At 64.8% G+C, this 26526-nt stretch carries 34 protein-coding genes and 1 tRNA gene; 30 read left to right on the top strand and 5 right to left on the bottom strand.

Going from position 1 to position 26526, the window contains the following annotated elements:
* The first annotated feature begins 3 nt into the window (after positions 1-3).
* The 12 genes from BLW05_RS15530 (at position 4) to hisA (ending at position 9306) form a co-directional block, all read left to right on the top strand.
* Positions 4-276, top strand: a complete 273-nt coding sequence (locus BLW05_RS15530) for an STAS domain-containing protein (protein ID WP_093163840.1) — start codon at positions 4-6, stop codon at positions 274-276.
* A 138-nt stretch (positions 277-414) separates the two neighbouring features.
* On the top strand, positions 415-1362 hold the full coding sequence (locus tag BLW05_RS15525; RefSeq protein ID WP_093163838.1) for an ABC transporter ATP-binding protein: 948 nt from the start codon (positions 415-417) through the stop codon (positions 1360-1362).
* Positions 1362-2126 (top strand): ABC transporter permease, encoded by a 765-nt coding sequence (locus BLW05_RS15520; RefSeq protein ID WP_093164086.1) that lies wholly within the window; start codon positions 1362-1364, stop codon positions 2124-2126. Before BLW05_RS15525 ends, BLW05_RS15520 begins: the two co-directional genes overlap by 1 nt.
* Before the next feature lie 24 nt (positions 2127-2150).
* Positions 2151-2405, top strand: coding sequence for a BolA family protein (locus tag BLW05_RS15515; RefSeq protein WP_093163836.1), 255 nt, complete (start codon positions 2151-2153; stop codon positions 2403-2405).
* A gap of 18 nt (positions 2406-2423) precedes the next feature.
* On the top strand, positions 2424-3710 hold the full coding sequence (gene murA / locus BLW05_RS15510; RefSeq protein WP_093163834.1) for a UDP-N-acetylglucosamine 1-carboxyvinyltransferase: 1287 nt from the start codon (positions 2424-2426) through the stop codon (positions 3708-3710).
* A complete protein-coding gene (hisG, locus tag BLW05_RS15505; protein WP_093163833.1) occupies positions 3707-4348 on the top strand; it encodes an ATP phosphoribosyltransferase in 642 nt (213 codons plus the stop codon). The genes murA and hisG overlap by 4 nt, the downstream gene beginning before the upstream one ends.
* A 7-nt stretch (positions 4349-4355) precedes the next feature.
* The gene (gene hisD, locus BLW05_RS15500; protein WP_093163831.1) at positions 4356-5672 is read left to right on the top strand and encodes a histidinol dehydrogenase; all 1317 of its coding nucleotides are present in this window, start codon (positions 4356-4358) and stop codon (positions 5670-5672) included.
* Positions 5672-6022, top strand: coding sequence for a hypothetical protein (locus BLW05_RS15495; RefSeq protein ID WP_093163830.1), 351 nt, complete (start codon positions 5672-5674; stop codon positions 6020-6022). The genes hisD and BLW05_RS15495 overlap by 1 nt, the downstream gene beginning before the upstream one ends.
* A 5-nt stretch (positions 6023-6027) precedes the next feature.
* Positions 6028-7119: a histidinol-phosphate transaminase gene (gene hisC, locus BLW05_RS15490; protein WP_093163828.1), complete on the top strand. Its 1092-nt coding sequence runs from the start codon at positions 6028-6030 to the stop codon at positions 7117-7119.
* Complete coding sequence (gene hisB / locus BLW05_RS15485; protein WP_093163827.1) at positions 7116-7745, top strand: imidazoleglycerol-phosphate dehydratase HisB; 630 nt, start codon at positions 7116-7118, stop codon at positions 7743-7745. The genes hisC and hisB overlap by 4 nt, the downstream gene beginning before the upstream one ends.
* 31 nt (positions 7746-7776) lie before the next feature.
* Positions 7777-8427, top strand: coding sequence for an imidazole glycerol phosphate synthase subunit HisH (hisH, locus tag BLW05_RS15480; RefSeq protein ID WP_093163825.1), 651 nt, complete (start codon positions 7777-7779; stop codon positions 8425-8427).
* A gap of 135 nt (positions 8428-8562) precedes the next feature.
* Complete coding sequence (hisA, locus tag BLW05_RS15475; RefSeq protein ID WP_093163823.1) at positions 8563-9306, top strand: 1-(5-phosphoribosyl)-5-[(5-phosphoribosylamino)methylideneamino]imidazole-4-carboxamide isomerase; 744 nt, start codon at positions 8563-8565, stop codon at positions 9304-9306.
* 124 nt (positions 9307-9430) lie between these two features.
* On the opposite strand, the gene BLW05_RS15470 is transcribed toward hisA, so the two are convergent.
* Positions 9431-10369, bottom strand: a complete 939-nt coding sequence (locus BLW05_RS15470) for an amino acid ABC transporter substrate-binding protein (protein ID WP_371126942.1) — start codon at positions 10367-10369, stop codon at positions 9431-9433.
* An 8-nt stretch (positions 10370-10377) separates the two neighbouring features.
* On the bottom strand, positions 10378-11685 hold the full coding sequence (locus tag BLW05_RS15465) for a dicarboxylate/amino acid:cation symporter (RefSeq protein WP_093163822.1): 1308 nt from the start codon (positions 11683-11685) through the stop codon (positions 10378-10380).
* Between the two features lie 134 nt (positions 11686-11819).
* Between BLW05_RS15465 and BLW05_RS15460 the strand changes: the two genes are divergently transcribed.
* The 9 genes from BLW05_RS15460 (at position 11820) to tatC (ending at position 16675) form a co-directional block, all read left to right on the top strand.
* Positions 11820-12662: a D-hexose-6-phosphate mutarotase gene (locus BLW05_RS15460; RefSeq protein WP_093163821.1), complete on the top strand. Its 843-nt coding sequence runs from the start codon at positions 11820-11822 to the stop codon at positions 12660-12662.
* 21 nt (positions 12663-12683) lie between these two features.
* Complete coding sequence (gene hisF, locus BLW05_RS15455) at positions 12684-13463, top strand: imidazole glycerol phosphate synthase subunit HisF (RefSeq protein ID WP_093163819.1); 780 nt, start codon at positions 12684-12686, stop codon at positions 13461-13463.
* Positions 13464-13507: 44 nt separating this feature from the next.
* The gene (gene hisI, locus BLW05_RS15450) at positions 13508-13909 is read left to right on the top strand and encodes a phosphoribosyl-AMP cyclohydrolase (RefSeq protein WP_093163818.1); all 402 of its coding nucleotides are present in this window, start codon (positions 13508-13510) and stop codon (positions 13907-13909) included.
* Positions 13906-14295, top strand: coding sequence for a phosphoribosyl-ATP diphosphatase (locus BLW05_RS15445; RefSeq protein ID WP_093163816.1), 390 nt, complete (start codon positions 13906-13908; stop codon positions 14293-14295). The genes hisI and BLW05_RS15445 overlap by 4 nt, the downstream gene beginning before the upstream one ends.
* 9 nt (positions 14296-14304) lie before the next feature.
* Positions 14305-14694, top strand: a complete 390-nt coding sequence (locus tag BLW05_RS15440) for a DUF4870 family protein (protein ID WP_093163815.1) — start codon at positions 14305-14307, stop codon at positions 14692-14694.
* The gene (locus BLW05_RS15435) at positions 14684-15043 is read left to right on the top strand and encodes a histidine triad nucleotide-binding protein (RefSeq protein WP_093163813.1); all 360 of its coding nucleotides are present in this window, start codon (positions 14684-14686) and stop codon (positions 15041-15043) included. Before BLW05_RS15440 ends, BLW05_RS15435 begins: the two co-directional genes overlap by 11 nt.
* Positions 15044-15108: 65 nt before the next feature.
* Positions 15109-15348, top strand: coding sequence for a Sec-independent protein translocase subunit TatA (tatA, locus tag BLW05_RS15430; protein ID WP_093163812.1), 240 nt, complete (start codon positions 15109-15111; stop codon positions 15346-15348).
* Positions 15349-15361: 13 nt separating this feature from the next.
* On the top strand, positions 15362-15820 hold the full coding sequence (gene tatB, locus BLW05_RS15425; protein WP_093163810.1) for a Sec-independent protein translocase protein TatB: 459 nt from the start codon (positions 15362-15364) through the stop codon (positions 15818-15820).
* Between the two features lie 57 nt (positions 15821-15877).
* On the top strand, positions 15878-16675 hold the full coding sequence (tatC, locus tag BLW05_RS15420; RefSeq protein WP_093163809.1) for a twin-arginine translocase subunit TatC: 798 nt from the start codon (positions 15878-15880) through the stop codon (positions 16673-16675).
* A 16-nt stretch (positions 16676-16691) separates the two neighbouring features.
* Here tatC and BLW05_RS15415 read toward each other — a convergent pair whose 3' ends face one another.
* A complete protein-coding gene (locus BLW05_RS15415; protein WP_093163807.1) occupies positions 16692-17855 on the bottom strand; it encodes a S1C family serine protease in 1164 nt (387 codons plus the stop codon).
* A gap of 285 nt (positions 17856-18140) precedes the next feature.
* Here BLW05_RS15415 and BLW05_RS15410 point away from each other — a divergent pair, with 285 nt between their 5' ends.
* The 3 genes from BLW05_RS15410 to pdxA are packed head-to-tail and all read left to right on the top strand — an operon-like array spanning position 18141 to position 21306.
* Positions 18141-19493, top strand: a complete 1353-nt coding sequence (locus BLW05_RS15410) for an MFS transporter (protein ID WP_093163806.1) — start codon at positions 18141-18143, stop codon at positions 19491-19493.
* Positions 19490-20263, top strand: coding sequence for a Nif3-like dinuclear metal center hexameric protein (locus BLW05_RS15405; RefSeq protein ID WP_093163804.1), 774 nt, complete (start codon positions 19490-19492; stop codon positions 20261-20263). The genes BLW05_RS15410 and BLW05_RS15405 overlap by 4 nt, the downstream gene beginning before the upstream one ends.
* Before the next feature lie 5 nt (positions 20264-20268).
* The gene (gene pdxA / locus BLW05_RS15400; RefSeq protein ID WP_093163803.1) at positions 20269-21306 is read left to right on the top strand and encodes a 4-hydroxythreonine-4-phosphate dehydrogenase PdxA; all 1038 of its coding nucleotides are present in this window, start codon (positions 20269-20271) and stop codon (positions 21304-21306) included.
* A gap of 21 nt (positions 21307-21327) precedes the next feature.
* On the opposite strand, the gene mscL is transcribed toward pdxA, so the two are convergent.
* Entirely contained in the window at positions 21328-21750 is a 423-nt protein-coding gene (mscL, locus tag BLW05_RS15395) for a large conductance mechanosensitive channel protein MscL (RefSeq protein WP_093163801.1), read from the bottom strand.
* 181 nt (positions 21751-21931) lie between these two features.
* Between mscL and petA the strand changes: the two genes are divergently transcribed.
* From petA to BLW05_RS15365, 6 genes are all read left to right on the top strand, one after another.
* Complete coding sequence (gene petA, locus BLW05_RS15390) at positions 21932-22546, top strand: ubiquinol-cytochrome c reductase iron-sulfur subunit (RefSeq protein WP_093163800.1); 615 nt, start codon at positions 21932-21934, stop codon at positions 22544-22546.
* A 10-nt stretch (positions 22547-22556) separates the two neighbouring features.
* A complete protein-coding gene (locus BLW05_RS15385) occupies positions 22557-23957 on the top strand; it encodes a cytochrome b (protein WP_093163798.1) in 1401 nt (466 codons plus the stop codon).
* A gap of 16 nt (positions 23958-23973) precedes the next feature.
* Positions 23974-24729 (top strand): cytochrome c1, encoded by a 756-nt coding sequence (locus BLW05_RS15380; protein ID WP_093163797.1) that lies wholly within the window; start codon positions 23974-23976, stop codon positions 24727-24729.
* Between the two features lie 91 nt (positions 24730-24820).
* Positions 24821-25432 (top strand): glutathione S-transferase N-terminal domain-containing protein, encoded by a 612-nt coding sequence (locus BLW05_RS15375; RefSeq protein ID WP_088955903.1) that lies wholly within the window; start codon positions 24821-24823, stop codon positions 25430-25432.
* A 19-nt stretch (positions 25433-25451) separates the two neighbouring features.
* Entirely contained in the window at positions 25452-26027 is a 576-nt protein-coding gene (locus tag BLW05_RS15370) for a ClpXP protease specificity-enhancing factor (protein WP_093163795.1), read from the top strand.
* A 39-nt stretch (positions 26028-26066) separates the two neighbouring features.
* Positions 26067-26142 (top strand) — tRNA-Thr (locus BLW05_RS15365).
* Between the two features lie 67 nt (positions 26143-26209).
* Here BLW05_RS15365 and BLW05_RS15360 read toward each other — a convergent pair.
* A complete protein-coding gene (locus BLW05_RS15360) occupies positions 26210-26515 on the bottom strand; it encodes a DciA family protein (protein ID WP_093163794.1) in 306 nt (101 codons plus the stop codon).
* Positions 26516-26526: the final 11 nt, after the last annotated feature.

Genomic DNA, 26526 nt, shown 5'->3' with positions numbered 1-26526 from the left:
ATCATGCTGGTCCTGCCGCCGAAGCTGACCCACGACGAGGCTTCCACCTGCGTGTACATGCTCCAGCGCGGGTTGGCGGGCCAGACGGGCAGCGCCACGGTCGTCGACGCCACCGCGCTGGTTCACTTCGACTCCTCCGCACTGGCGGTGCTGCTCGAATGCCGCCGCGAGTCCGCGGCGCTCGGGCGTGGTTTCGCGGTGAAGGGGCTCCCGCCGCGCCTGCGTGAACTGGCCTCGCTGTACGGCGTGGCCGGTCTTTTGCCGGCCGCGCCATAGGGGCTCGCCCCCAGGCTGCGCGCACTTCGTGTCGCTTCGCCAACCCCCTACCGGGGGCAACACCGGCGGCCCCGGTAGGGGGTTGGCGGCCACACGAAGTGAGCAAGCCTGGGGGCGAGTCTAAAATCCTGGGCTCCCATGCCTGCGATTTCCTTTCAATCGGTCTCGAAGACCTATCCTGCTTCACGCCAGCAACGGGCCCAGGGAAAACCGGGTCTGCGTGCCGTCGACAACGTGAGTTTCGAGATCGAGGAGGGCGAATTCTTCGGTCTTCTGGGCCCGAATGGCGCGGGGAAGACGTCTCTGATCAGCATGCTCGCCGGCCTTTCGCGCCCCAGCGCAGGCGCGATCGCAGTGCACGGCTTCGACGTCCAGCGCGAGTATGCCCAGGCCCGCCGCCAGCTCGGCATCGTGCCGCAAGAACTGGTTTTCGACCCCTTCTTCAACGTGCGCGAGACCTTGCGCATCCAGTCCGGCTACTTCGGCATCAGCAAGAACGACGACTGGATCGACGAGCTCCTGCACAGCCTCGGCCTCGCTGACAAGGCGACCGCCAACATGCGCCAGCTCTCCGGCGGCATGAAGCGCCGCGTGCTCGTCGCGCAGGCGCTGGTGCACAAGCCGCCGGTGATCGTGCTCGACGAACCGACCGCCGGCGTCGACGTCGAGTTGAGGCAGACCCTGTGGCAGTTCGTGGCCAAACTCAACAAACAGGGAAGCACCGTGCTGCTCACCACCCACTATCTCGAGGAAGCGGAGGCGCTGTGCCACCGCATCGCGATGCTGAAGCTGGGCCGCGTGATCGCCCTCGACCGCACGAGCGAGCTCCTTCGCTCCGCCGCGAGCAACGTCCTTCGCTTCAAGACCGACGGCATGCTGCCCTGGTCGATCGCCCAGCATGCGCGCGTCACGGGCCGCATCGTCCAGCTCCCGGCGCAGAACGCGCACGAGGTCGAGCAACTGCTGGCGGCCATCCGCGAAGCGGGGCTGGACGTCGAGGATGTGGAAATGCGCAAGGCCGATCTGGAAGACGTCTTCATCGACCTGATGGCCGGCGAGCAGACGCCGCTGGAGGTGTCCAGATGATGGTCAACGCGCTGGGCTGGCGCGCCTTGCTCTACAAGGAGATCCTGCGCTTCTGGAAAGTCGGCCTCCAGACCGTCGGCGCGCCGATCCTCACCGCCTTGCTCTACCTGATGGTCTTCGGCCATGTGCTCGAGGACCACGTCAAGGTCTACGGCACCGTGAGCTACACCGCCTTTCTCGTGCCGGGCCTCGTGATGATGAGCGTGCTGCAGAACGCTTTCGCCAACAGCTCGTCCTCCATCATCCAAAGCAAGATCATGGGCAGCCTGGTGTTCGTGCTGCTCACGCCGCTGTCGCACTGGGGCTGGTTCCTGGCCTATGTCGGCTCGTCGGTCGTGCGCGGACTGGCGGTCGGGCTCGGCGTGTTCGTGGTGACCTCGCTCTTCGCGATGCCGGGCTTCGTCGCGCCGTGGTGGATCATCGTCTTCGCCTTCCTGGGCGCCGCGATCCTCGGCACGCTGGGGCTGATCGCGGGGCTCTGGGCCGAGAAGTTCGACCAGATGGCGGTGTTCCAGAACTTCCTGATCATGCCGATGACCTTCCTCTCGGGCGTGTTCTATTCGATCGGGTCGCTCCCATCGTTCTGGCAGGCGGTGAGCCACCTCAACCCGTTCTTCTACATGATCGACGGCTTCCGCTTCGGCTTCTTCGGCGTGAGCGACGTGTCGCCGTGGACGAGCCTGGCGATCGTCGGCGGCGCCTGGCTCGTCGTCAGTGCGATCGCAGTGCATCTGCTTCGCATCGGCTACAAGATTCGCGGATGACGCTGCCTCTCTCCAACTGACAACATGACTGCCGAAGAACTTCAATCGATCATCGAGGCGGGCCTCGCCTGCGACCACATCACGCTCGAAGGCGACGGCCGCCACTGGTACGCGACCATCGTGTCGCCCCGGTTCGAGGGCAAGCGCGCCATCCAGCGACATCAGCTTGTCTACGCGACCCTGGGTGCCAAAATGCACACCGACGAGGTGCATGCACTCTCGATGAAAACCTACACGCCCGCCGAGTGGGCGAAGCAGACTTCCTCGCCTTCCCTCTAGACCTCCGCTGGATTCTTCATGGACAAACTTCTGATTCGCGGCGGGCGTGCGCTTCGCGGCGAGGTACGCATTTCCGGCGCCAAGAACGCCGCCCTGCCCGAACTGTGTGCGGCGCTGCTGACCGATCAGCCGGTCACGCTCCACAACGTGCCCCGGCTGAAAGACGTCGAGACCATGCTCAAGCTGGTCCACAACATGGGCGTGGCCGCCGATCGCGACGACAACGGGACAGTGCGTATCAACGCGCGCTCGCTCGAAGTACCCGAGGCGCCGTACGAGCTCGTCAAGACCATGCGCGCGTCGGTGCTCGCGCTCGGCCCGCTGATTGCCCGCTTCGGGCGCGCCAAGGTGTCGCTGCCCGGTGGCTGCGCGATCGGATCGCGCCCTGTGGACCAGCACATCAAGGGCCTGCAGGCGATGGGCGCCGAGATCGTGGTCGAACACGGCTACATGATCGCGAGCATCGGCGGCGGCCGGAAGCGGCTGCACGGTGCGCGCATCACGACCGACATGGTGACCGTCACCGGCACCGAGAATTTCCTGATGGCCGCCGCACTGGCCGAGGGCGAGACGGTGCTCGAGAACGCTGCGCAGGAGCCCGAGATCACCGACCTGGCCGAAATGCTGATTGCGATGGGCGCGAAGATCGAAGGCCACGGCACCAGTCGCATCCGGATCCAGGGCGTGGAAAAGCTCGGCGGGTGCACGCACCAGGTGGTGGCGGACCGCATCGAGGCGGGAACGTTCCTTTGCGCGGTGGCGGCCACCGGCGGCGATGTCGTGCTGAAGCACGGCCGCACCGATCATCTCGATGCAGTGATCGAGAAGCTGCGCGCAGCCGGTGCCGACATCACCGGCACCGACGACGGCATCCGGGTGCGCAGCCAGGGACGCCTCAAGGCCCAGAGCTTCCGCACGACCGAATACCCGGGCTTCCCGACCGACATGCAGGCCCAGTTCATGGCGCTCAACGTGATCGCCGAAGGCACGTCGACGGTGACCGAGACGATCTTCGAGAACCGCTTCATGCACGTTGACGAGATGTTGCGTCTGGGTGCGCGCATCCAGACCGACGGCAAGGTGGCGGTGATCGAGGGCGTCTCCCAACTGTCGGGAGCGACCGTGATGGCGACCGATCTGCGCGCATCGGCCAGTCTCGTGATCGCCGGTCTGGTGGCCGACGGCGAGACGCTGGTCGATCGCATCTATCACCTGGATCGCGGCTACGACCGCATGGAATCCAAGCTGCGCGGCATCGGCGCCGACATCGAGCGCGTGGCCGGCCCGGCCGAGGTGCAGCCATGATCACGCTCGCGCTCTCGAAGGGCCGGATCTTCGAGGAGACCATGCCGCTGCTGGCCGCCGCGGGCATCGAGGTGACCGAGGACCCGGACAAGTCGCGCAAGCTCATCCTGGCGACGACTCGCCCGGATGTTCGCGTGGTGCTGGTTCGTGCGTCGGACGTGCCGACCTACGTGCAATACGGCGGCGCGGACCTCGGCGTGACCGGGCTGGACGTGCTGCTCGAACACGGCAACCAGGGCCTGTACCAGCCGCTGGACCTGCGCATTGCCGCCTGCCGACTGAGCGTGGCAGTGCGGGCCGACTACGACTATGTCTCGGCCGTGAAGCAAGGCTCGCGTATCAAGGTCGCCACCAAGTACGTCGGGCTCGCCCGCGACTTCTTCGCCAGCAAGGGCGTGCACGTCGACCTGATCAAGCTCTACGGCAGCATGGAACTGGCGCCGTTGACCGGACTCGCCGACGCCATCGTCGACCTGGTCTCGACCGGCAATACCCTCAAGGCCAACCACCTTGTCGAGGTCGAGCGGATCATGGACATCAGCGCGCGGCTGGTGGTCAACCAGGCGGCGCTCAAGCTCAAGCGCGAAGCGATCCGGCGCATCGTCGATGCGTTCGAGTCGGCCATTCCTTCCTCGTGACATTGCAATGAATCTGAAAGCCACCCCTCTGCGTCTATCGACCGCGTCGGCCACTTTCGAGGCCGAGTTCAAGGCGCGCCTGCATTGGTCCGCCGAGGCGGATGCGGCCATCGAGCAGGTGGTGGCCGACATCCTCGCGGACGTGCAGCGGCGCGGCGACGACGCGGTGCTCGAATACACGCGCCGGTTCGATCGGCTCGAGGCCGCCGGCATGGATTCGCTGGAACTCACGGCCGCCGAACTGCGCAGCGCCTTCGAATCGCTGCCGGCCGAGCAACGCGATGCACTCGAAGCGGCCGCAAGCCGGGTGCGCAGCTATCACGAGGCCCAGAAGAAGGCCAGCGGCGAAAGCTGGAGCTATCGCGACGCGGACGGGACCCTGCTTGGCCAGAAGGTCACGCCGCTGGACCGCGTTGGCATCTATGTGCCCGGCGGCAAGGCCGCCTATCCGTCCAGCGTGTTGATGAACGCCATCCCGGCGCATGTCGCGGGCGTGGGCGAGATCATCATGGTGGTGCCGACGCCCGGTGGCGAAAAGAACCCGCTCGTCCTGGCCGCGGCGCACGTGGCCGGCGTGAGCCGCGCCTTCACGATCGGCGGCGCGCAGGCTGTGGCTGCGCTGGCCTACGGCACGGCCTCCGTCCCGGCGGTCGACAAGATCACCGGCCCCGGCAATGCCTACGTGGCGGCCGCGAAGCGCCGGGTGTTCGGCACCGTCGGCATCGACATGATCGCGGGGCCGAGCGAAATCCTGGTGCTGGCCGACGGCACCACGCCGCCCGACTGGGTTGCCATGGACCTCTTCAGCCAGGCCGAGCACGACGAACTTGCACAGAGCATCCTGCTGTGCCCCGACGCGGGCTACATCGAGCGCGTGCAGCAGGAGATCGATCGGCTCCTGCCGTCCATGCCCCGCGCGGAAATCATCGCGGCCTCGCTGAACGGGCGCGGCGCTCTGATCCAGACGCGCAGCATGGAAGAGGCCTGCGAGATCAGCAATCGGATCGCTCCCGAACACCTGGAAGTCAGCAGTCGCGAGCCGCACCGCTGGGAGCCCTTGCTCAAGCACGCGGGTGCGATTTTCCTGGGCGCTTTCACCAGCGAAAGCCTCGGCGACTACTGCGCGGGCCCCAATCACGTGCTGCCCACGAGCGGCACGGCGCGCTTCAGCTCGCCGCTGGGCGTCTATGACTTCCAGAAGCGCTCGAGCCTCATCGAAGTCAGCGAAACCGGCGCCCAGGCGCTGGGGCGCGTGGCCGTGACGCTGGCGGAAGGCGAGGGCCTCACTGCACACGCCGAAGCGGCGCGTATGCGGATCAAGTGATGCTCACCCCCAGGCTGCTCTTGTTTGCCGTATTGGCATTGGCTGGCGGCGCGCAGGCGATGTCGATCCGCGAACTGCGTACGCTCGAAGCCAACGAGAAGGACGGCAAGGCCTACGCCAACTACTACCTGGTGGGCGTCATGGAAGGCATGCGAGAAGCCAGCGACGCCGACCAGCGCGCGGGACTCAAGCCGCATTTCTGCGTCAACGGGCGGAAGTTCGAGCCGGCGATGGCGCGCTCGCTCTACCAGACCGAATTGACGCGCAACGCCGACAACTACGAGGCCGACATGCCGGTCCAACTCGTGCTCGCCGCCGCCTTGCGCAACAGCTACCGCTGCTCGCCCTGAACCGAATGACATCCACCCCCCAGACGAACCGCGCACTCGGCCGCATCCGCGCCGACGTGCAATCGATGCACGCCTATGCCGTCCAGGATGCGCGCGGCATGCTCAAGCTCGACGCCATGGAGAACCCGCACGGCCTGCCGCCGGCGTTGCAGGCCGCGCTCGGCCAACGCCTGGGGGCGCTTGCGCTCAATCGCTATCCGGGTCCGCGCGGCGCCGATCTGCAGCGCGCGCTGGCCGACCACGCCGCCATGCCGGAAGGCTTCTCGTTGATGCTCGGCAACGGCTCGGACGAGTTGATCTCGCTCCTGGCCATGGCCTGCGATCTGCCCGGTGCGGCCATCCTCGCGCCGGTTCCCGGCTTCGTGATGTACGCGATGAGCGCGCAGTTGCAGGGCCTGCGCTTCGTCGGCGTGCCGCTGACCGCCGACTTCGAGCTCGACGAGCGCGGGATGCTGGAAGCCATCGCGCGCGAAAAGCCCGCCATCGTCTACCTGGCCTATCCGAACAACCCGACGGCCAACCTCTGGGACGACACGGCCATCGAGCGGATCGTCGAGGCGCAGGGCGAGCAGGGCGGCCTGGTCGTCATCGACGAGGCCTACCAGCCGTTTGCCGGCAAGAGCTACATCGACCGCGTGACCCGCCACAACCACGTGCTGCTGATGAGAACGCTGAGCAAGTTCGGCCTTGCCGGCGTCCGCCTCGGCTACCTGATGGGGCCGACCGAACTGGTCTCGGAGATCGACAAGGTCCGCCCGCCCTACAACATCAGCGTGCTGAACTGCGAGTGCGCGCTGTTCGCGCTGGAGCACGCCGACGTTTTCGCCGAGCAGGCGGCCGACATCCGCAGCCAGCGCGCCCGCATCTTCGAGGCCTTGGCACGGCTGCCTGCCGTGAAGAGCTGGCCGAGCGAGGCGAACATGATCCTGATCCGCGTGCCCGATGCCACCAGGACTTTCGAGGGCATGAAGGCCGCCGGGGTACTGGTCAAGAACGTTTCTAAAATGCACCCATTGCTCGCGAACTGCCTGCGGCTGACCGTCGGAACCGCCGACGAGAACGCGCGGATGCTCGCGGCGCTGGAATCCTCACTATGAACACCCCCACGGCCCCCGAAGCAGTCATCGCCGCCGGTGCGCGCACGGCAACCGTCACCCGCAACACGGCCGAGACGAAGATCACGGTCCACGTCAACCTCGACGGCACCGGCAAGGCGAACCTGTCGACCGGCATCGGCTTCTTCGACCACATGCTCGACCAGATCGCCCGCCACGGCTTGATCGATCTGGACATCGACTGCAAGGGCGACCTGCACATCGACGGCCACCACACGGTGGAAGACGTCGGCATCACGCTCGGGCAGGCGGTCGCGAAGGCGGTCGGCGACAAGAAGGGCATCCGCCGCTACGGGCACGCCTACGTACCTCTGGACGAAGCGCTCAGCCGCGTGGTGATCGACTTTTCGGGCCGCCCCGGCCTTGTGATGGACGTGCCCTTCACGAGCGGGATGATCGGCACCTTCGACACGCAGCTCACTTCGGAGTTTTTCCACGGGTTCGTCAATCACGCATTCGTCACGCTGCACATCGACAACCTGAAGGGCGTCAATGCGCATCACCAGTGCGAGACGGTGTTCAAGGCCTTCGCCCGGGCGCTGCGTGCGGCGCTGGAGCTCGATCCGCGTTCTGCGGGCGTCATCCCTTCCACCAAGGGGTCGCTCTGAACCGCATCCATTGCAGCGCGGAGACTCATCCATGACGAAGAACACTGTCGCCGTGATCGACTACGGCATGGGCAACCTGCGGTCGGTGTCGCAGGCGGTCCAGCATGCGGCCGATCAGGTCGGGGTGGAGGTGTTCGTCACCTCCGATCCTGAGGTGGTTCGTCGCGCCACCCGCGTCGTGCTGCCGGGGCAGGGCGCCATGCCCGATTGCATGCGCGAGCTGCGCGATTCAGGTTTGCTGGAGTCCGTGCTCGAGGCGGCGGCGAGCAAGCCGCTGTTCGGCGTGTGCGTCGGCATGCAGATGCTGCTGTCGCGCAGCGAAGAGGGGCCGACCGATGGTCTCGGGCTCATCCCGGGCGAGGTGCGCAAGTTCGAACTCGAGGGTCGCAGGCAGCCCGACGGCAGCCGCTACAAGGTCCCGCAGATGGGATGGAACCAGGTCGTTCAGACCGGGCCGCATCCTGTGTGGGCCGGCGTGCCGGACCAGAGCTACTTCTATTTCGTGCACAGTTTCTACGCGAAGCCGGCCGACCGTGCGCACAGCGTCGGTGAGGCGGATTACGGCGACCGCTTTACCGCCGCCGTCGCACGCGATAATATTTTTGCCACCCAGTTCCACCCCGAAAAGAGCGCAGACCATGGGTTGCAGCTCTATCGAAACTTCCTCCACTGGAATCCTTGAAGCTCTAGACGCATCGACCGACCGGCCCGGGCCGCGGATGCGCGCGCCGGATTCTGGGTACGATTCCGCCTTTCATTTCCTCACCCCGCTTCGATTTCCCGCGAATTCATCGTTCGTTCCAAGCACTCCTGCACCATGCTTCTCATTCCTGCGATCGACCTCAAAGATGGCCACTGCGTTCGCCTCAAGCAGGGCGACATGGACCAGTCGACCACGTTCAGCGAAGACCCCGCCGCGATGGCGCGCAAGTGGCTGGAGGCCGGAGCGAGGCGGCTGCACCTGGTCGACCTGAACGGGGCTTTTGCTGGCAAGCCGCAGAATCATGCGGCGATCAAGGCGATCCTGCGGGAAGTCGGCGAGGACATCCCCGTGCAGCTGGGCGGCGGCATTCGTGACTTGGACACCATCGAGCGCTACATCGACGACGGCCTGCGCTACGTGATCATCGGCACCGCGGCGGTCAAGAATCCCGGCTTTCTCAAGGATGCGTGCAGCGCCTTCGGCGGCCACATCATCGTCGGCCTGGATGCCAAGGACGGCAAGGTGGCGACGGACGGCTGGAGCAAGCTGACCGGTCACGAAGTGGCCGACCTCGGCAAGAAGTTCGAGGACTACGGCGTCGAGTCGATCATCTACACCGACATCGGCCGCGACGGCATGCTCTCGGGCATCAACATCGAAGCCACGGTGCGTCTGGCGCAGGCGCTGACGATCCCGGTCATCGCCTCGGGCGGGCTGTCTAACATGGCCGACATCGAGAAGCTCTGCGCCATCGAGGATGAGGGCGTCGAAGGCGTGATCTGCGGCCGCGCGATCTACTCCGGCGACCTGGACTTCGCCGCCGCGCAGGCCCGCGCCGACGAGCTGGCGGAACAATAAGCTCACCCCCAGGCTTCGCGCACTTCGTGTCGCTTCGCCAACCCCCTCTCCGGGGGCACACCCAGCGGCCCGGCGGAGCCGGTTCCGCGGTGTTCCTGAATGGGTTTCGCTTTGATTGCCGGTCCTATTCCGTTCGGACCGCCATCGTCTGGATGATGGTCTCGAGCTGAGGGCTCATCGGCAGGTTCAGCGCGGTGCCCGAAGGCAGCTTGCGCAGGAACCAGCGCTTGTACTGCCGCTCGATCTCGCCGTCTTCGGCGAGATCGTGGAAGGTGTCGTTCACGACCCGCGTCATCTGCGGATCGTCCTTCCGATACATCACGCCGTACGGGTCGTACGAAAGAAATTCGCCGACGACCTCGTAGTTGCTCTCGCCGTCGCTGCCGCCCCGGTCCTGCGCAATCAGGCCGTAGAGCAGGACGTCATCGGTCGCGAACGCCTCGGCTTTGCCGGACTTCACCAGCGCGAACGATTCGGCGTGGTCGCGCGAAACCAGCAAGTTCATATTGATCTTGAAGCGGGCAGCGATGTCGCGCATCGTCTTTTCGTTGGTCGTGCCGCTGGTCACTGCGACGGCGCGGCCGCCCAGGTCCCGGAACGACTTGATCGGCGAATCCTTGCGCACCAGCAGCTTGGTGCCGGAGACGAAGATCGTCGGCGAGAACGCCACGCGCTTCTGCCGTTCGAGGTTGTTGGTGGTCGAGCCGCACTCGAGGTCCACCCGCCCGCTGGCCACTGCGTCGATGCGCGATTCGGCGGTCACCGGCACCCATTTCGTCGCGAGCGTCTTGTGCACCGCATCGCTCATGGCCTCGACCAGCGCCTTGCACAATTCGATCGAGTAGCCGATCGGCTCGTTGCGCGGCGACAGGAACGAGAAGGGAATCGACGATTCGCGGTAGCCGATGGTCACGGCGCCCGCGTCGCGCACCTTCGCCAGGGTGCCGCTGAGCGCTGCGGGTGTTGTCGGCGTCGGCTCGGTCTGTGCCGAGGCCTGCAGCGCGACGCCCGCAAGGCCCATCCACAGGGCCCCGATGGCCGTCAGCGTGCGCACGAGCGTCATGATCGGCCTCAGGCGTGCATCGGATTGGCGAGGGTGGCGGCGCTCTCCTTGTCCATGGAGCGCGCGTTGGCGTCGGCCTCGCTCTCGGACAGCAGCTCGCCCTCCCACTTGGCGACCACCGCGGTGGCGATCGAATTGCCCACCGCGTTGGTGGCCGAACGGCCCATGTCCAGGAAGGTGTCCACGCCGAGGATCAGGAGCAGCCCGGCCTCGGGGATGTTGAACTGGTTCAGCGTTGCCGCAATCACCACCAGCGACGCGCGCGGCACGCCGGCCATGCCTTTGGAAGTCAGCATCAGGATCAGCAGCATCGTGAACTGGGTGGCGATCGACAGGTGGATGTCGTAGGCCTGCGCGATGAAGAGCACTGCGAAGGTGCAGTACATCATCGAGCCGTCCAGGTTGAATGAATAACCCATCGGCATCACGAAGCTCGAGATCTTGCGCTTGACGCCGAAGCGGTCGAGCGCCACCAGGATCTTCGGGTACGCCGCTTCCGAGCTTGCGGTGGCGAATGACAGCAGGAAAGGTTCGCGGATGTACTGCAGCAGCTTCACGATCCGAGGGCCGAGGAACACGAACCCGGCAAAAGCCAGCAGGCCCCATAGCATGAAAAGGCTTAGATAGAAGCCACCCATGAACACCGCGAACTTGATCAGGATGTCCAGGCCGTTGACCGCCACCGTCGCAGCCATGGCGGCCAGCACCGCGAGCGGCGCGAGCTTCATCACGTAGCCGGTGATCTTGAGCATGGCGTGGGACAGCTCGTCGATCGAGGCGACCAGCGTCTTGCCCTTTTCGCCGAGCGAGGCGAGGGCGACGCCAAAGAACATCGAGAACACCACGATCTGCAGGATCTCGTTGTTGGCGAGCGCCTCCACGAAGGATCTCGGCACCATGTGGGCGACGAAATCCTTCAGCGTGAACTTGGAGGTCGCGAGATTCGCCGAGGCGCCGATGTCGGGCAGCGGCAGCCCCAGGTTGTGCCCCGGCTGCAGCAGGTTGGCCATGACCAGCCCCAACACCAGCGAGACCAGCGACGCGGTGATGAACCACGCCAGCGCCTTGCCGAAGACCCGTCCCACCGATGCGGCATCGCCCATGTGCGCGATGCCCACGACCAAGGTGGAGAAGACCAGCGGGCCGATCAGCATCTTGATGAGCCGCAGGAACACGTCCGAGACGATCGAGATGTAGCCCGCGATTTCCGCCGCTGTGCGCTTGTTGGGGAAATTCACGAAGACCATGTAGCCCACGATGATCCCGATCACCATTGCGATCAGGATCCAGGCGGCGGGCGGCAGCTTTCTTCTCATGGGTACTCCTCGTGATGGGGACCGGCGAGTCGCTCCTGGCCGACGACCCGCATTCGCGGAGCGTCTGCTGATGAGATTTCAAGCGAAAACAGCGCCGGCCGCAATCCCGACGCAGCCAAATCTAGAATCGGGTCATGTCTGTCCAAACGTCGACCTTTCGAGGCCAACCCGTGGTGCGCTTCTCGCTGCCCGGCGGCGACAGTTGCATGGTGGCTCTGCACGGCGCGCATGTCCTGTCGTGGATGACGGCCGACGGCGTGGAGCGGCTCTACCTCAGCCCAGATGCGCGCTTCGATGGCCAGAGCGCCATTCGCGGCGGCGTGCCGATCTGCTGGCCGCAATTCAACATGCGCGGTTCCTTGCCCAAGCACGGCTTTGTGCGCAATGTCGCCTGGCAGGCGGAATCCGTCGAGGTGAACGGCAGACTGGCTACCGCCACCCTTGCTTTGCACGACGATGCCGTGATGCGCGCGATCTGGCCGCACTCGTTCAGAGCGCGCCTAGTCGTCACCCTGGCGCCGCATGCCTTGCGGATCGCGCTGACGATCGGCAACACCGGCAGCGGGCCCTGGTCGTTCGCCGCGGCATTGCACTCGTATCTTCGCGTCGACGACGTCACGGCAGCGGCCCTCGAGGGCCTCCAGGGTGCCAACCGCTGGGACGCCGTGCGTGACGACCGGCATGTAGAAGTCGCCCAGGCGCTTCGTTTCGGCAGCGAATTCGATAGCGTCTACGCGTCACCCGCGCGGCCGCTGCGGCTCGTGCAGCCATCCGGCACGCTTGAAATTTCCCAGAGCGCGAGCTGCACCGAAACCGTGGTGTGGAACCCGGGTCCGGTGCTGAGCGCGAAGCTCGACGACCTGCCGGACGACGGTTGGCGCCACATGCTCTGCGTCGAGGCCGCGCGCATCGACGAGTCCGTCCTGCTGGCGCCCGGTGCGCAGTGGCAGGGCTGGCAGCAGCTCACCGTCTCCTGAATCCTTGCTCCTGAATTTCCCATGCTTGCCAAACGCATCATCCCCTGCCTCGACGTCACCGGCGGCCGCGTCGTCAAGGGCGTCAATTTCGTCGAGTTGCGGGATGCCGGCGACCCGGTCGAAATCGCTGCCCGCTACAACGCGCAGGGCGCCGACGAGCTCACCTTCCTCGACATCACGGCGACCAGCGACGACCGGGACCTGATCCTGCCCATCATCGAGGCTGTCGCCTCGCAGGTGTTCATCCCGCTGACCGTTGGCGGTGGCGTCCGGACGGTCGCGGACGTGCGCCGGTTGTTGAATGCCGGCGCGGACAAGACCAGCTTCAACTCGGCCGCAATCGCCAATCCGCAGGTCATCGAGGACGCCTCGCAGAAATACGGCGCGCAGTGCATCGTGGTGGCCATCGACGCCAAGCGCCGTAGCGCCGAGGACGCGGCCACGCGCGGGCCGGGCTGGGACGTCTACAGCCATGGCGGCCGGAAGAACACCGGCCTCGATGCGGTGCAGTGGGCGGTCGAAATGACCCGCCGCGGCGCCGGCGAGATCCTGCTGACCAGCATGGACCGCGACGGCACGAAGAGCGGCTTCGACCTCGAACTCACCCGGGCGGTCAGTGACGCGGTGAGCGTTCCCGTGATCGCCTCCGGCGGCGTTGGCAGCCTGGCGCACCTGGCGGACGGCATCCAGATCGGCGGCGCCGATGCGGTGCTGGCGGCCAGCATCTTCCACTACGGCGAATTCACCGTCGGCGAGGCCAAGGCGCAGATGGCCGCGCGCGGCATTCCCGTACGGCAGTAACCGATCGCCGGCGGTATGACATCTATTCCGCCGACAATAGCCCGATGGACTGGTTGAACGAAGTGAAATGGGACGCGAACGGCCTCGTGCCGGTCATCGCGCAGGAACGTGGCAGCAACGACGTGCTGATGTTCGCCTGGATGAACCGCGAGGCGCTGGCCAAGACGGCCGAGACCGGCCGCGCGGTGTATTTCAGCCGCTCGCGCGCGAAGCTCTGGTTCAAGGGCGAGGAATCGGGCCACGTCCAGACCGTGCACGAAATCCGTCTCGACTGCGACAACGATGTCGTGCTGCTCAAGGTCACGCAACTCGGCCATGAGCCGGGCATCGCCTGCCACACCGGCCGTCACAGCTGCTTCTTCAGCAAATACGAGAATGGCCGCTGGGTCGTGACAGAACCGGTCCTGAAAGACCCCGCATCGATCTACACACCCACCCCAAGATGAGCACCGACACCTCAGGGCGGAATGCCGAGGACGCGCTGGCGCGTCTCGCCGCCGTCATCGAAAGCCGCCTGCCCGCACGCGGCGGCGACCCCGAAAAAAGCTATGTGGCCCGGCTGCTGCACCGCGGCCCGGATGCGTTCCTGAAGAAGATCGGCGAGGAAGCGACCGAGGTCGTGATGGCCGCGAAAGACGCCGACCACGGCGGCGACCGCGCGAAGCTGGTGAACGAAGTCGCTGATTTGTGGTTCCACAGCATGATCGCCCTTGCGCATTACGGCTTCGCACCGAGCGACGTTGTGGCCGAGCTCGAACGCCGCGAGGGCACCAGCGGCATCGAGGAAAAGGCTCTGCGCAAGGCGCAGGCGCGCGAGGCTTCGAACGACTGAGAGGACGCCATGCCCAACGACATCGTCACCGTGGACCCTGATGACTCGCTCAAGACCTGGGGCTGGGTCAGCTACATCCTGCATCTGGTGGTGGCCGTGGGCGCCGTGCTACCGGGCGCGCAGGCCTCCATCGGGCTCTTGCTGATCGCGCTCATCGTCGATTTGGTCAAGCGCGACGATGCCGCAGGCACCTGGCAGGCGTCGCATTTCAGCTGGCGCATCCGCTCCGTGCTCTGGGCCGGCTTGCTGTACGTGCTGACTTCCTGGCTGTGGCTGCTCCTTTTCGTGCCGGGCTGGGCGGCATGGGCACTGATTTCCCTCTGGTTCCTCTATCGCATCGTCAAGGGGATGGTGCGAATGAATGCGGGCCGATCCATGGAGCCGTCGAATGTCCTCTGACCCCAACTGCATCTTCTGCAAGATCGTCGAAGGGAAGATTCCTTCCCGCAAGGTCTACGAGGATGAGGAGCTTTTTGCCTTCCACGACATCGCGCCTTGGGCGCCGGTGCACTTCATGATCGTGCCCAAGCATCATGTTCCCTCGATGGCCCAGGTGACCTCGGACGATGCCCGGCTGCTTGGGAAGATCATGACGCTGGCGCCGAAACTCGCGATCGAGCAGGGCTGCAGGCCGTATCCGGAGGGCGGTTTTCGCATCGTGGTCAATACCGGGGCGGAAGGCGGCCAGGAAGTCCATCACCTGCATGTCCACGTCATGGGCGGTCCGCGTCCATGGCTCAGAGGCTGATATCCGTCCCGTCGAGCGGCAATTGCGCGCCGACTAAAATTGTTCACATTCTTCAGGAGTAATCCATGGGCTCTCTTTCCATCTGGCACTGGTTGATCGTGCTGCTGGTCGTCGTGATGATTTTCGGCACCAAGAAGCTTCGCAACATCGGGTCCGACCTTGGCGGTGCCGTCAAGGGATTCAAGGACGGCATGAAGGACGGTTCGGCCCCCGAAACGCCGGCGGCCCCGAACGCGCAGCAAGTCGCCAACAACGCGGCGGCCGACAAGTCCACGATCGACGTCGAAGCGCGTCAGAAGTCCTGATCGACGTCTGTCCGTGATCGATCTCGGCATCTCCAAGCTTGCGCTGATCGGCGCGATTGCGCTGATCGTGCTCGGACCGGAAAAGCTCCCGCGCGTGGCGCGCACCGTTGGCACCTTGCTCGGCAAGGCGCAGCGTTACGTGAACGATGTCAAGGCCGAGGTCAATCGTTCGATGGACCTCGACGAGCTTCGCAAGATGAAGGACACGGTCCAGGATGCCGCCCGCGAGGTCGAGCACAGCATCCAGTCCGGGGCCAGCGAACTCGAAAAGCAGTTCGCCGACGTCGGCCAGTCGTCCTCCGAAGGGCTCGATGCGTCGCCGGTCTACCCCCAGTACAAGCATCCGCGCAAGAACTGGCGCCTGAAGCAGGGCGCCACGCCGCAGTGGTACAAGTCTCGCAACGGCGTGCGTACCAAGGCGCTTTCCGGCGCGGCGCGCGTGGCGCGCTACCGCCCCCACAAGATCAACTAGCTCCGGCGTCGATCAGGTCGCGCCCCGCGCGCCCCGAATTCCCGACCGCGCCCCCACATGGCCGACTCCACAGACAAGAACAAAGAAGACGAACTGGCTGGCACCGAGCAGCCCTTCGTCCAACACCTGATGGAGCTGCGGGATCGCCTGCTCTATTGCATCTATGGTCTTGCGGTCGCTGGCGTCCTGCTCGCGATCTGGCCGGGGCCCAGCGGGCTGATCGACCTGATCGCGGTGCCGATCCGTGCCCACATGCCGCACGACGCGAAGCTGATCGCGATCGGCGTGTTCTCGCCGTTCTTCGTGCCGCTGAAGGTGCTGTTGATGACGGCAGTGTTGCTGGCCCTGCCATGGCTCATGTACCAGTGCTGGATGTTCGTGGCGCCTGGTCTCTACAGCCACGAAAAGCGCTTTGCGCTTCCGCTGATCATCTTCGGCAGCCTGCTGGCCTATGCGGGTATCGCCTTCGTGCAGTTCTTCGTGCTGGACAAGATGTTCGGCTTCATCCAGAAATTCACGCCCGCGGCGGTGGCGGCGACGCCAGATATTGCGTCCTACGTGGAGGCGATTCTTTCGCTCTACATCGCCTTCGGCGTCGCGTTCCAGGTGCCGATCGTGGTGATGCTGCTGGTGCGCTTCGAAATGGTCACGGTCGAGAAGCTGCGCTCTTTCCGCGGCTATTTCATCGTCGTCGCGTTCGTCGTTGCGGCGGTGCTCACGCCGCCGGACGTCGTGTCGCAGCTGGCGCTGGCCATCCCGATGTGCCTGCTGTACGAGGTGGGCATCATCGGAGCGCGCTACTTCAACAAGTACAGCAAGGCGCCAGAGGAGAGCGCCGATTCCGCCCAGTCCTGAGCGGATTGCCGGATCGTTATTCGGTCTGGTCCGGCGCGCGGCGGATCGGCGACTTCGGCCGTGAACCCGGCGTCACGTCCAGCTCCAGCTTGTCCCCGCCGCGCTGCAGCGCGAAGCGGGTTGCATTGCCCGGCCTGAGGCCGGCGACGGCTGTCAGCAGCTCCTGAACATTGCCGACGTTCCTGTCGCCCACGCCGGTGATGACGTCGCCGGGCCGCACGCCGGCCTTGGCCGCCGGGCCGTTCTGCAGCACGCCGGTGATGATCACGCCCGAATTGGCCTTCACGCCGAAGGTCTCCGCCAATTCCGGCGAAAGATCGTTCGGCTCCACCCCGATCCAGCCGCGAGTGACGCGCCCGGACTTCACGATGTCCTCGAGCACCTGCTTGGCCGTCGAAACCGGAATGGCGAATCCGATCCCCATGCTGCCGCCAGAGCGGGAATAGATCGCGGTGTTGATGCCCTCGAGATTCCCGTTCACGTCGATCAGCGCGCCGCCCGAATTGCCGGGGTTGATCGCCGCGTCGGTCTGGATGAAGTTCTCGAAGGTGTTGATGCCGAGCTTGTTGCGCCCGAGTGCCGACACGATGCCGCTCGTGACGGTTTGGCCGACGCCGAACGGGTTGCCGATGGCGAGCACCTGATCGCCAACCTGCAGCGCATCGGAGTTGCCCAGGACGACCACCGGGAGCTTGTCGAGCTCGATCTTGAGGACGGCCAGGTCGGTCTCGGGGTCGGTTCCGATCACTTTTCCGCGCGCGTGCCGCCCGTCGTTGAGCGTGACGTCGATCTCGTCCGCGCCCTCCACGACATGGTTGTTGGTGAGGATGTATCCCTCGGCGCTCACGATGACCCCGCTGCCCAGTCCGACCTGGGGCTGGTCCGCACCCTGGTCGCCGAAGAAGAAGCGGAACCAGGGGTCGTTGCTCCGCGGATTGAGCTGCGCGGCCTTGCTGGTGTTGATGCTCACCACGGCGGGGGACGCCTTCTTCGCCGCGGCGCTCAGGCTGCCGGGCGCGGCAGTCTGGGGGTTCACGGGCGGGGCTTCGACCACTGAAACGACGCCGCCAAGCGAACGCGCACGCTTGTCGAGCCACTCGGGTTTGAGCGTTGCGACCACGAAATAGGCCGCGAGAAGGACGGTGACGGCCTGTGAAAACAGCAACCAGGTGCGTTTCATGAAAAAGCAGAAAAAACGGTGATGGCGAGCGCCGTTCATGCGGCGCCAAAACGTCGATTGTCCATCAGTCGTCCAGGCGGCCTTGCTGGCGCGGTCGGCGGGTTCATCCCCACGAAAGGCAGGAAATAAGGGAAAACCCTAAAATGGAGGCGCTTGCAGCTGGGCTCCTTACAGGGACATTTCCGGCGCGGCGCGCGCAAGACCCTGCAGCGAGAAGCCGCATACGCAAGAGCCCTGGCCTCGGTCCGCCGAGGGCCGATTTCTCCGGTTTCTCTTCGTTTGCCCATGACTGCACAAGCCTATGCCAGTGGCGCCTCGGCGTCTTCCGCTGCCGCCCCCACACGCACGCTCGGTGCCCGCGACTACAAGACGCTGGCGCTGTCGGCGCTCGGCGGCACGCTCGAGTTCTACGACTTCGTCATCTACGTCTTCTTCGCCACGGTGCTGGGGGCGCTGTTCTTTCCCGCCGATATGCCGGACTGGCTGCGCCAGCTTCAGACCTTCGGCATCTTCGCGGCCGGCTACCTGGCTCGTCCGCTGGGCGGCATCGTGATCGCGCATTTCGGCGACAAGTTCGGCCGAAAGCGCATGTTCTCGCTCTCGATCTTCCTGATGGCGGCGCCGACGCTCGTCATCGGCCTGCTGCCGACCTACGCCAGCATCGGCGTGGCCGCGCCGCTGCTGCTGCTTGCGATGCGTGTGCTGCAAGGCGCTGCGATCGGCGGCGAAATGCCCGGCGCCTGGGTCTTCGTGGCCGAGCATGTGCCGGCGCGCCGCTACGGCTTCGGCGTCGGCACGCTGACCTCGGGCATCACGGGCGGGATCCTGCTGGGCTCGCTGGTCGCGGTGGCAATCAACAGGCACTACTCGACGGCCGAGGTTGCCGAGTTCGCCTGGCGGATCCCGTTCATCCTCGGTGGGGTCTTCGGGCTGGTGTCGGTCTATCTGCGGCGCTTCCTTCACGAGACGCCGGTGTTCCGGGAACTCGCGGATCGACGCAACGTCGCGCGCGAACTTCCCCTCAAGACCGTGCTGCGCGAGCATCGCGGCGCGAGCGTGTTCGTGGCATTGCTGACATGGGTGCTCTCGGCCGCTATCGTGGTGGTGGTTCTGTACACGCCCACCTACCTGCAGAAGGTTCATCACGTGCCCGCGACGCTCGCGCTCGAGGCGAACGCAGTGGCCACGCTGATGCTCACGCTCGGCTGCATCCTGGTCGGCTGGGCAACGGATCGGATCGGCACGCGCGCGGTCATGTTGATCGGCTGGGGCGGCCTTTTCGTCACGACCTACTTGTTCTACACGAGCCTCCCCGGCGCCCCGGCTTCGCTCGTGTGGCACTACGGGCTGGTGGGCTTCTTCGTCGGCACCATCGCGACGGTGCCGATTGCCGGTGTCCGGGCTTTCCCGGCGGCGGTGCGCTTCACGGGGCTTTCGTTCGCCTACAACATGTCGTATGCCATCTTCGGCGGTCTCACGCCGGTGATCCTCACGCTGTGGCTGGAGAAGGACCCGATGGCGCCAGCGCACTACGTCGGCCTTCTGGCGGTGCTCGGCTTCGTGCTCGGCCTGTTGCCCCTCGCGGCGCGCGGCCATGCCATGCGGGGCGCGCCGGCCGGGTCCACAATGGCGCAATGAGTACGACCCGCCACGAACTCCTTCACGCATTCGATCTGCTGCTGGCTCCCGAACGATTCAAGGACTACGGACCCAACGGCCTGCAGGTCGAAGGCCGTACCACGGTCCGCAAGATTGTTTCCGGCGTGACCGCGAGCCGCGCGTTGATCGAAGCCGCGATCCATGCCGAAGCCGATGCGATCTTCGTGCACCACGGGCTGTTCTGGCGCGGCCAGGATGGCCGTGTGACCGGGTGGATGCGGCAGCGCCTGGGCTTGCTGCTCGGCGATGACGTCAACCTGTTCGCCTACCACCTGCCGCTGGATGCGCATCCCGAGCTCGGCAACAACGCGCAGCTCGGTGACAAGCTGGGGCTTGCTGCACACGCCGGCTCGACCGGCCGCTTCGGCGAGCAGGAACTCGGCTTTCTCGGCGCGCGGGCCAACGGCGAGTCCTTTGCCAGCGCGAAGTCATTGGCCATGCATGTGGAGAAGGCGCTCGGCAAGTCGGTCACGCTCGTCGAGGGCGCCGCCCGGCCGATCAGAAACATCGCATGGTGCACCGGCGGTGCGCAGGGCTACTTCGAGGCCGCGATCGCCGCTGGCGCGGAGGCCTTCATCACGGGCGAGATTTCCGAACCACAGGCTCACTACGCGCGCGAGATGGGTGTCGCATTTCTCGCCTGCGGACACCATGCGACCGAGCGCTACGGCGCGCCGGCGGTGGCGGGCCATGTGGCGCAGCAGCTGGGTCTCGCGCACGAATTCATCGACATCGACAACCCCGCCTGAGCACCGTGTCGCATCCCATTGCCGTCACGTTGGGTGACCCTGCGGGCATCGGTCCCGAGATCATCGTCAAGGCGTTCCGCGATGCGGGCGACCATATGCGCGGATGCTTCGTTGCCGGCGATGTCGGTCTCGTTCGGCGCGCTGCGCGATGGCTTGCGGCGCCCGGTTCTCTCGCACTGCCCGTTGTCGAGATTGAATCGCTTGCGGATGTGGCTGGCGTTCCGCCGAACTGTGTGCCGGTCATGCAAGTGGTGGTGGCGGCGGATGCGTCCATTCCGCCCGGCGAGATCAGTGCCTCCGCGGGACGGATCGCCGGCGATTGCGTCGTCTGGGCTGCCCGCGCCGCGCTGCGCGGTGACATCGCGGCCATGGTGACCGCGCCCTTGCACAAGGAAGCACTGGCCGCGGCTGGCTTCAGCTTCCCCGGTCATACCGAACTGCTCCAGGCCGAGGCCGCTGTGCACCTCGGCCGGCCGGTTTCCGACGTGCCGGTGCGGATGATGCTCGCCAACGATGAATTGCGGACCGTGCTCGTGAGCATCCATGTCTCGCTGCGCCAGGCCATCGAGGCGGTGACGTTCGACGGTGTTCTGGAGACGCTGCGGATCACGCACCGCTCATTGACCGCCGTCCTCGGCAAGCCGCCACGGATCGGTGTCGCGGGTCTCAACCCGCATGCGGGAGAGGGCGGCCTCTTCGGCACCGAGGAGCGGGACATCATCGCGCCAGCGATCGCGGCGGTGCGCGAGGAAGGCATCGATGCGAATGGTCCGCACGCGCCGGATACCGTCTTCATGCGCGCACGCAACGGCGAGTTCGATGTGGTGGTCGCGATGTATCACGACCAGGGCCTGATCCCGGTCAAGTACCTTGGCGTGGAGAAGGGCGTCAATGTGACGCTTGGACTGCCGCTCGTGCGCACCAGCCCCGATCATGGGACGGCGTTCGACATCGCGGGGACCGGACGCGCCGATGCATCGAGCCTGATCGAGGCGATTCGCATGGCGCGCTCGCTTTCGTGCGAGGCGGCGAAATCCGGCTGAACTCCGTCGTCGGAGCGGCCTTCAGCGCTGCTTGAGGCTGTCGCGGATCTCGCGCAGCAACACGGTGTCTTCCGGTGTTGCCGGCGGCGGTGCTTCTTGCGTTTTGCGCAGCTTGTTGATTTGCTTGACCATCAGGAAAATGATGAAGGCAAGAATCACGAAGTTGACCGCGACGGTGATGAAATTGCCATAAGCCAGCACCGGTATGTTGGCCTTCTTCAGTTCCACCAGGGTATCGGCCACATTTGCCGGCTTGGGCCCGAGCAGAATATAGAGATTCGAGAAATCGAGCCTGCCGAACACCAGGCCGACGATCGGCATGATGACATCGCCCACCAAGGATTCGACGATCTTGCCGAAGGCACCACCGATGATCACGCCGACCGCGAGGTCGATCACGTTGCCCTTGACGGCGAATTCACGAAACTCCTTGAGAAAGCTCATGTCGGGTACCTCGTGTCCGGAATTGCGAAAGGCTGGTCAGTATAGAGGCGTGTTTGATGGGGATTAATACGAACGCAATGTGTCGCTTATGCGCGTCTCTTTGCATTGAATTCGCGATTTACGCTCCGCTACAATCGTCGGTTGACCCCAAGACCTTAGCGAAGAACATTGAGGATCCCCCATGAGTGATAGCGCAGCCGGCCACGCCCGGGTTGACACTAGCAAGCGGACGTGGTTGATCGCATCGGGTTGTGCAGGAGCGGTGGGCGGAGTGGCTGTCGCCGTGCCGTTCGTCAGCACTTTCCAGCCATCCGAAAGAGCCAAGGCTGCCGGAGCTCCGGTAGAGGTTGACATCGGTGGCCTGCAACCCGGCGAGAAGATGACGGTCGAATGGCGCGGCAAGCCCGTTTGGATCCTCAAGCGCACGCCCGAGCAGCTCGCCGAACTGTCCAAGCTCGATCCGCTGCTCGCCGATCCGCAGTCCAAGCGCAATCCGGACGAATTCACTCCTCCTTACGCGCGCAACGAGCATCGCTCGATCAAGCCCGAGATCCTCGTCGTTGTCGGAATCTGCACGCACCTCGGATGCTCTCCGACCGACAAGTTCCAGGCCGGCCCCCAGCCTTCGCTGCCCGACAACTGGCAAGGTGGCTTCCTCTGCCCGTGCCATGGTTCGACCTTCGATCTTGCGGCACGGGTCTTCAAGAACAAGCCGGCGCCGGACAATCTGCCAGTCCCTCCCCACATGTACCTCTCCGACTCTCGCCTCCTGATCGGCGAAGACAAGAAGGCTTGAGGAGAACGACATGGCTGAATTCAACGAAATCTCCCCCAACGCGCCGGCGAACGAGAAGCTCCTCAACTGGGTCGACAACCGCTTCCCGCTGACCAAGCTCTGGAACGATCAGTGGGGCAAGTACTACGCGCCCAAGAACTTCAACTTCTGGTACATCTTCGGCTCGCTCGCAATGCTGGTTCTCGTGATCCAGATCGTGACCGGCATCTTCCTGGTGATGCACTACAAGCCCGACGCCGCGCTCGCCTTCGCGTCGGTCGAGTACATCATGCGCGACGTGCCATGGGGCTGGCTGATCCGGTACATGCACTCCACGGGTGCCTCGGCGTTCTTCATCGTGGTGTACCTGCACATGTTCCGCGGCCTCATCTACGGCAGCTACCGCAAGCCGCGCGAACTCATCTGGATCTTCGGCTGCGCCATCTTCCTCTGCCTGATGGCCGAGGCGTTCATGGGCTATCTGCTGCCGTGGGGCCAGATGAGCTACTGGGGCGCGCAGGTGATCGTCAACCTGTTCTCGGCCATTCCGTTCATCGGTCCGGACCTCGCGATCCTGATCCGCGGCGACTACGTGGTGAGCGATGCGACCCTCAACCGCTTCTTCAGTTTCCACGTCATCGCGGTTCCGCTGGTGCTGCTGGGCCTGGTGGTTGCGCACTTGATCGCGCTGCACGAAGTGGGCTCGAACAACCCCGATGGCATCGAGATCAAGGCCAAGCGCGGACCCGATGGTCATCCGCTGGATGGCATCCCGTCGCACCCGTACTACACGGTGCATGACATCTTCGGCACGGTGGTGTTCCTCACGATCTTCTCGGCAGTGATCTTCTTTGCGCCCGAGGCCGGTGGTTACTTCCTCGAGTACAACAACTTCATTCCCGCCGATTCGCTGAAGACGCCGAACCACATTGCGCCGGTGTGGTACTTCACGCCGTTCTATTCGATGCTTCGCGCCATCACGAGCGAGATGATGTACGCGCTCATCGCGTGCGTTGTCGCAGGCGCGGCGTTCGGCGTGTGGAAGACGCGCATCCCTTCGATCTTCAAGGGCCTGATCGTCGTGGTGGCTTTGGGTGTCGCCGCGATGATGCTGTCGATCGATGCCAAGTTCTGGGGCGTGCTCGTCATGGGCGGCGCCGTCATCATCCTGTTCTTCCTGCCGTGGCTGGACCACAGCCCCGTGAAGTCGATCCGCTACCGTCCGGGCTGGCACAAGTACATGTACGGCGTCTTCGTGATCAACTTCGTCGTGCTCGCCTACCTTGGCGTGCAGCCGCCGTCGCCTGTCGGCGAGCGCGTGTCGCAAGTTGGTACGTTGTTCTATTTCGGCTTCTTCCTGCTGATGCCGTGGTGGAGCCGTCTGGGCGAATTCAAGCCGGTCCCTGAGCGCGTGACCTTCGCGGCCCACTGACCGGGAGAGCACAAGAATGAAGAAACTGATCCTCACGTTGATTGCGGCGCTTGGTTTCGTGGCGGGCGCGCATGCCGCGGAAGAAGGCATCCCCTGGGACAAGGCGCCGAACCGCACGACCGACCTGGCGGCGCTGCAAAACGGCGCGAAGCTCTTCGTCAACTACTGCCTCAACTGCCATTCGGCGGCGTTCATGCGCTACAACCGATTGCAGGACCTCGGCATCACCGAGCAGCAGATCAAGGACAATCTGCTGTTCGCGACGGACAAGGTCGGTGAAACCATGAAGGCCAACATCGATCCGCGCCAGGCGAAGGAGTGGTTCGGCGGCATTCCGCCCGATCTGACGCTGGTCGCCCGGTCTCGCGCCGGCCATGGCGGCACCGGCGCGGACTACCTCTACACGTACCTGCGCACCTTCTATCGTGACGAGACCAAGGCCACGGGCTGGAACAACCTGGCATTCCCGAGCGTCGCCATGCCGCATGTGCTGTGGGAACTGCAGGGCGAGCGCCGGCCGATTTTCGACAAGGTCGAATCGCACGGCCACGAAGTCGAAGTGTTCAAGGGCTGGGAGCAGATCACGCCCGGAACCATGACGCCGGTCCAATACGACCAGGCCGTGGGCGACCTCGTCAGCTACATGCAATGGATGGCCGAGCCGGCGCAGAACACGCGCGTTCGCGTGGGCGTCTGGGTCCTGCTGTTCCTTGTCATGGCAGTGGTTTTTGTTTGGCGCTTGAATGCCGCGTACTGGAAAGACGTCAAGTAACGCCATGCCGATCGGGCGCCCTGTGCGCCTGGTCCCGCAGAGTGGGTTGCGTACGCGACCCACTCTTTTTGATTTTTAGGAGCCTTTCGCCATGATGGTCTTGTATTCGGGAACGACCTGCCCTTTTTCTCACCGCTGCCGTTTCGTCCTGTTCGAAAAGGGCATGGATTTCGAGATTCGCGATGTCGATCTCTACAACAAGCCGGAAGACATCAGCGTGATGAATCCGTACGGGCAGGTGCCGATCCTCGTGGAGCGCGACCTGATCCTGTACGAGTCGAACATCATCAACGAGTACATCGACGAGCGCTTCCCGCATCCGCAACTGATGCCGGGCGACCCGGTCGACCGCGCGCGCGTGCGCCTGTTCCTGCTCAACTTCGAGAAGGAACTCTTCGTGCACGTTTCCACGCTCGAGAACCGCAGCTCCAAGGGCAATGAAAAGGCCCTCGAGAAGGCCCGTTCGCACATCCGCGACCGCCTCACGCAGCTGGCACCCGTGTTCCTCAAGAACAAGTACATGCTGGGCGACAATTTCTCGATGCTCGACGTCGCGATTGCCCCGCTGCTGTGGCGCCTGGACTACTACGGGATCGACCTCAGCAAGAACGCGGCGCCGCTTTTGAAGTACGCTGAGCGAATCTTTTCCCGTCCGGCCTACATCGAAGCACTGACCCCCTCCGAAAAGGTCATGCGGAAGTGAAACGCTGGCGCAGCCGGTCATGATCAACGCGCTCGAATCGTCCTCGACACGCCCGTATCTCATTCGGGCACTGTACGAATGGTGCACGGACAACGGCTTCACGCCGTACGTCGCGGTGCAGGTCGACGACACGGTCCAGGTCCCGCGCGAGTACGTCAAGAACGGCGAAATCGTGCTGAACATCAGCTTCGATGCGACGAGCTCGCTGAATCTCGGCAACGAGTTCATCGAATTCAAGGCGCGTTTCGCGGGCACCGCCCGGGAAATCATCGTGCCGGTCAGCCGCGTGATCGCGATCTATGCGCGCGAGAACGGGCAGGGGATGGCGTTCCCCGCGCCGGTGCAGGTCCAGTCGCCTGAGGGAATTCCGGGAGCCGCGCCGCCGGTTCCCCCGCCTGCGTCCACTTCGCCGCGCGCGCCGTTGCGCGATGCCACACGAGGTTCGGAAGGTGATCCTGGTCGGGTCGTCCATCTCGTCACCGGCGAGGGTGCCGAGGAGCCTGTAGAGGCCGGCTCTGCGCCGACTCATCCGGAGGACCCGCCGCGGCCGCCAGCCGGAGGGGGCTCCCGCCCTTCGCTGAAGCGGATCAAGTGAGATTGGCGCAAGCCGCCGATCGTTAGAATCCCATACTTCGCCGCTTTAGCTCAGTTGGTAGAGCAACCGCCTTGTAAGCGGTAGGTCGTCAGTTCGATTCCGACAAGCGGCACCATCCAGAAGCCCCGCGGCAGCATTGCCGTCCGGGGCTTTTTCATTGCCGGCCGGCGGCATGCGCCGCGTCAGCTTCGCGCCTGGACCTTGATGCGGATCGTTGCGACATGCCATCCGCGTGCCTTCAGCCGCGACTGGAACGCAGGGGCCAGTTGGCGCAGCTTGGCCGCCGCCGCGTTACCGGTCACGAGCACGCACCAGACGTCGTCCTCCGCGGGGCCGGCCTTGACGCTCGGGCGCAATTCCGGGGGGATCAGATCCTGGATGGCCGCGAGTCTTTCGGCAGCGTCACGTGCCCGCGCCGTCAGGCTCGCGAGGGTTGGCGACTCTTCCGTAGCCTGGAATACGGAGACGGCATTGAAGCGGCGATTCATGGGAATGGTCT

This window comes from Variovorax sp. YR216, from assembly GCF_900107745.1.
Lineage (GTDB): Bacteria > Pseudomonadota > Gammaproteobacteria > Burkholderiales > Burkholderiaceae_C > Variovorax.
The sequence above is the reverse complement of the archived record's forward strand: the minus strand, read 5'-3'. Positions and strand labels throughout refer to the sequence as shown.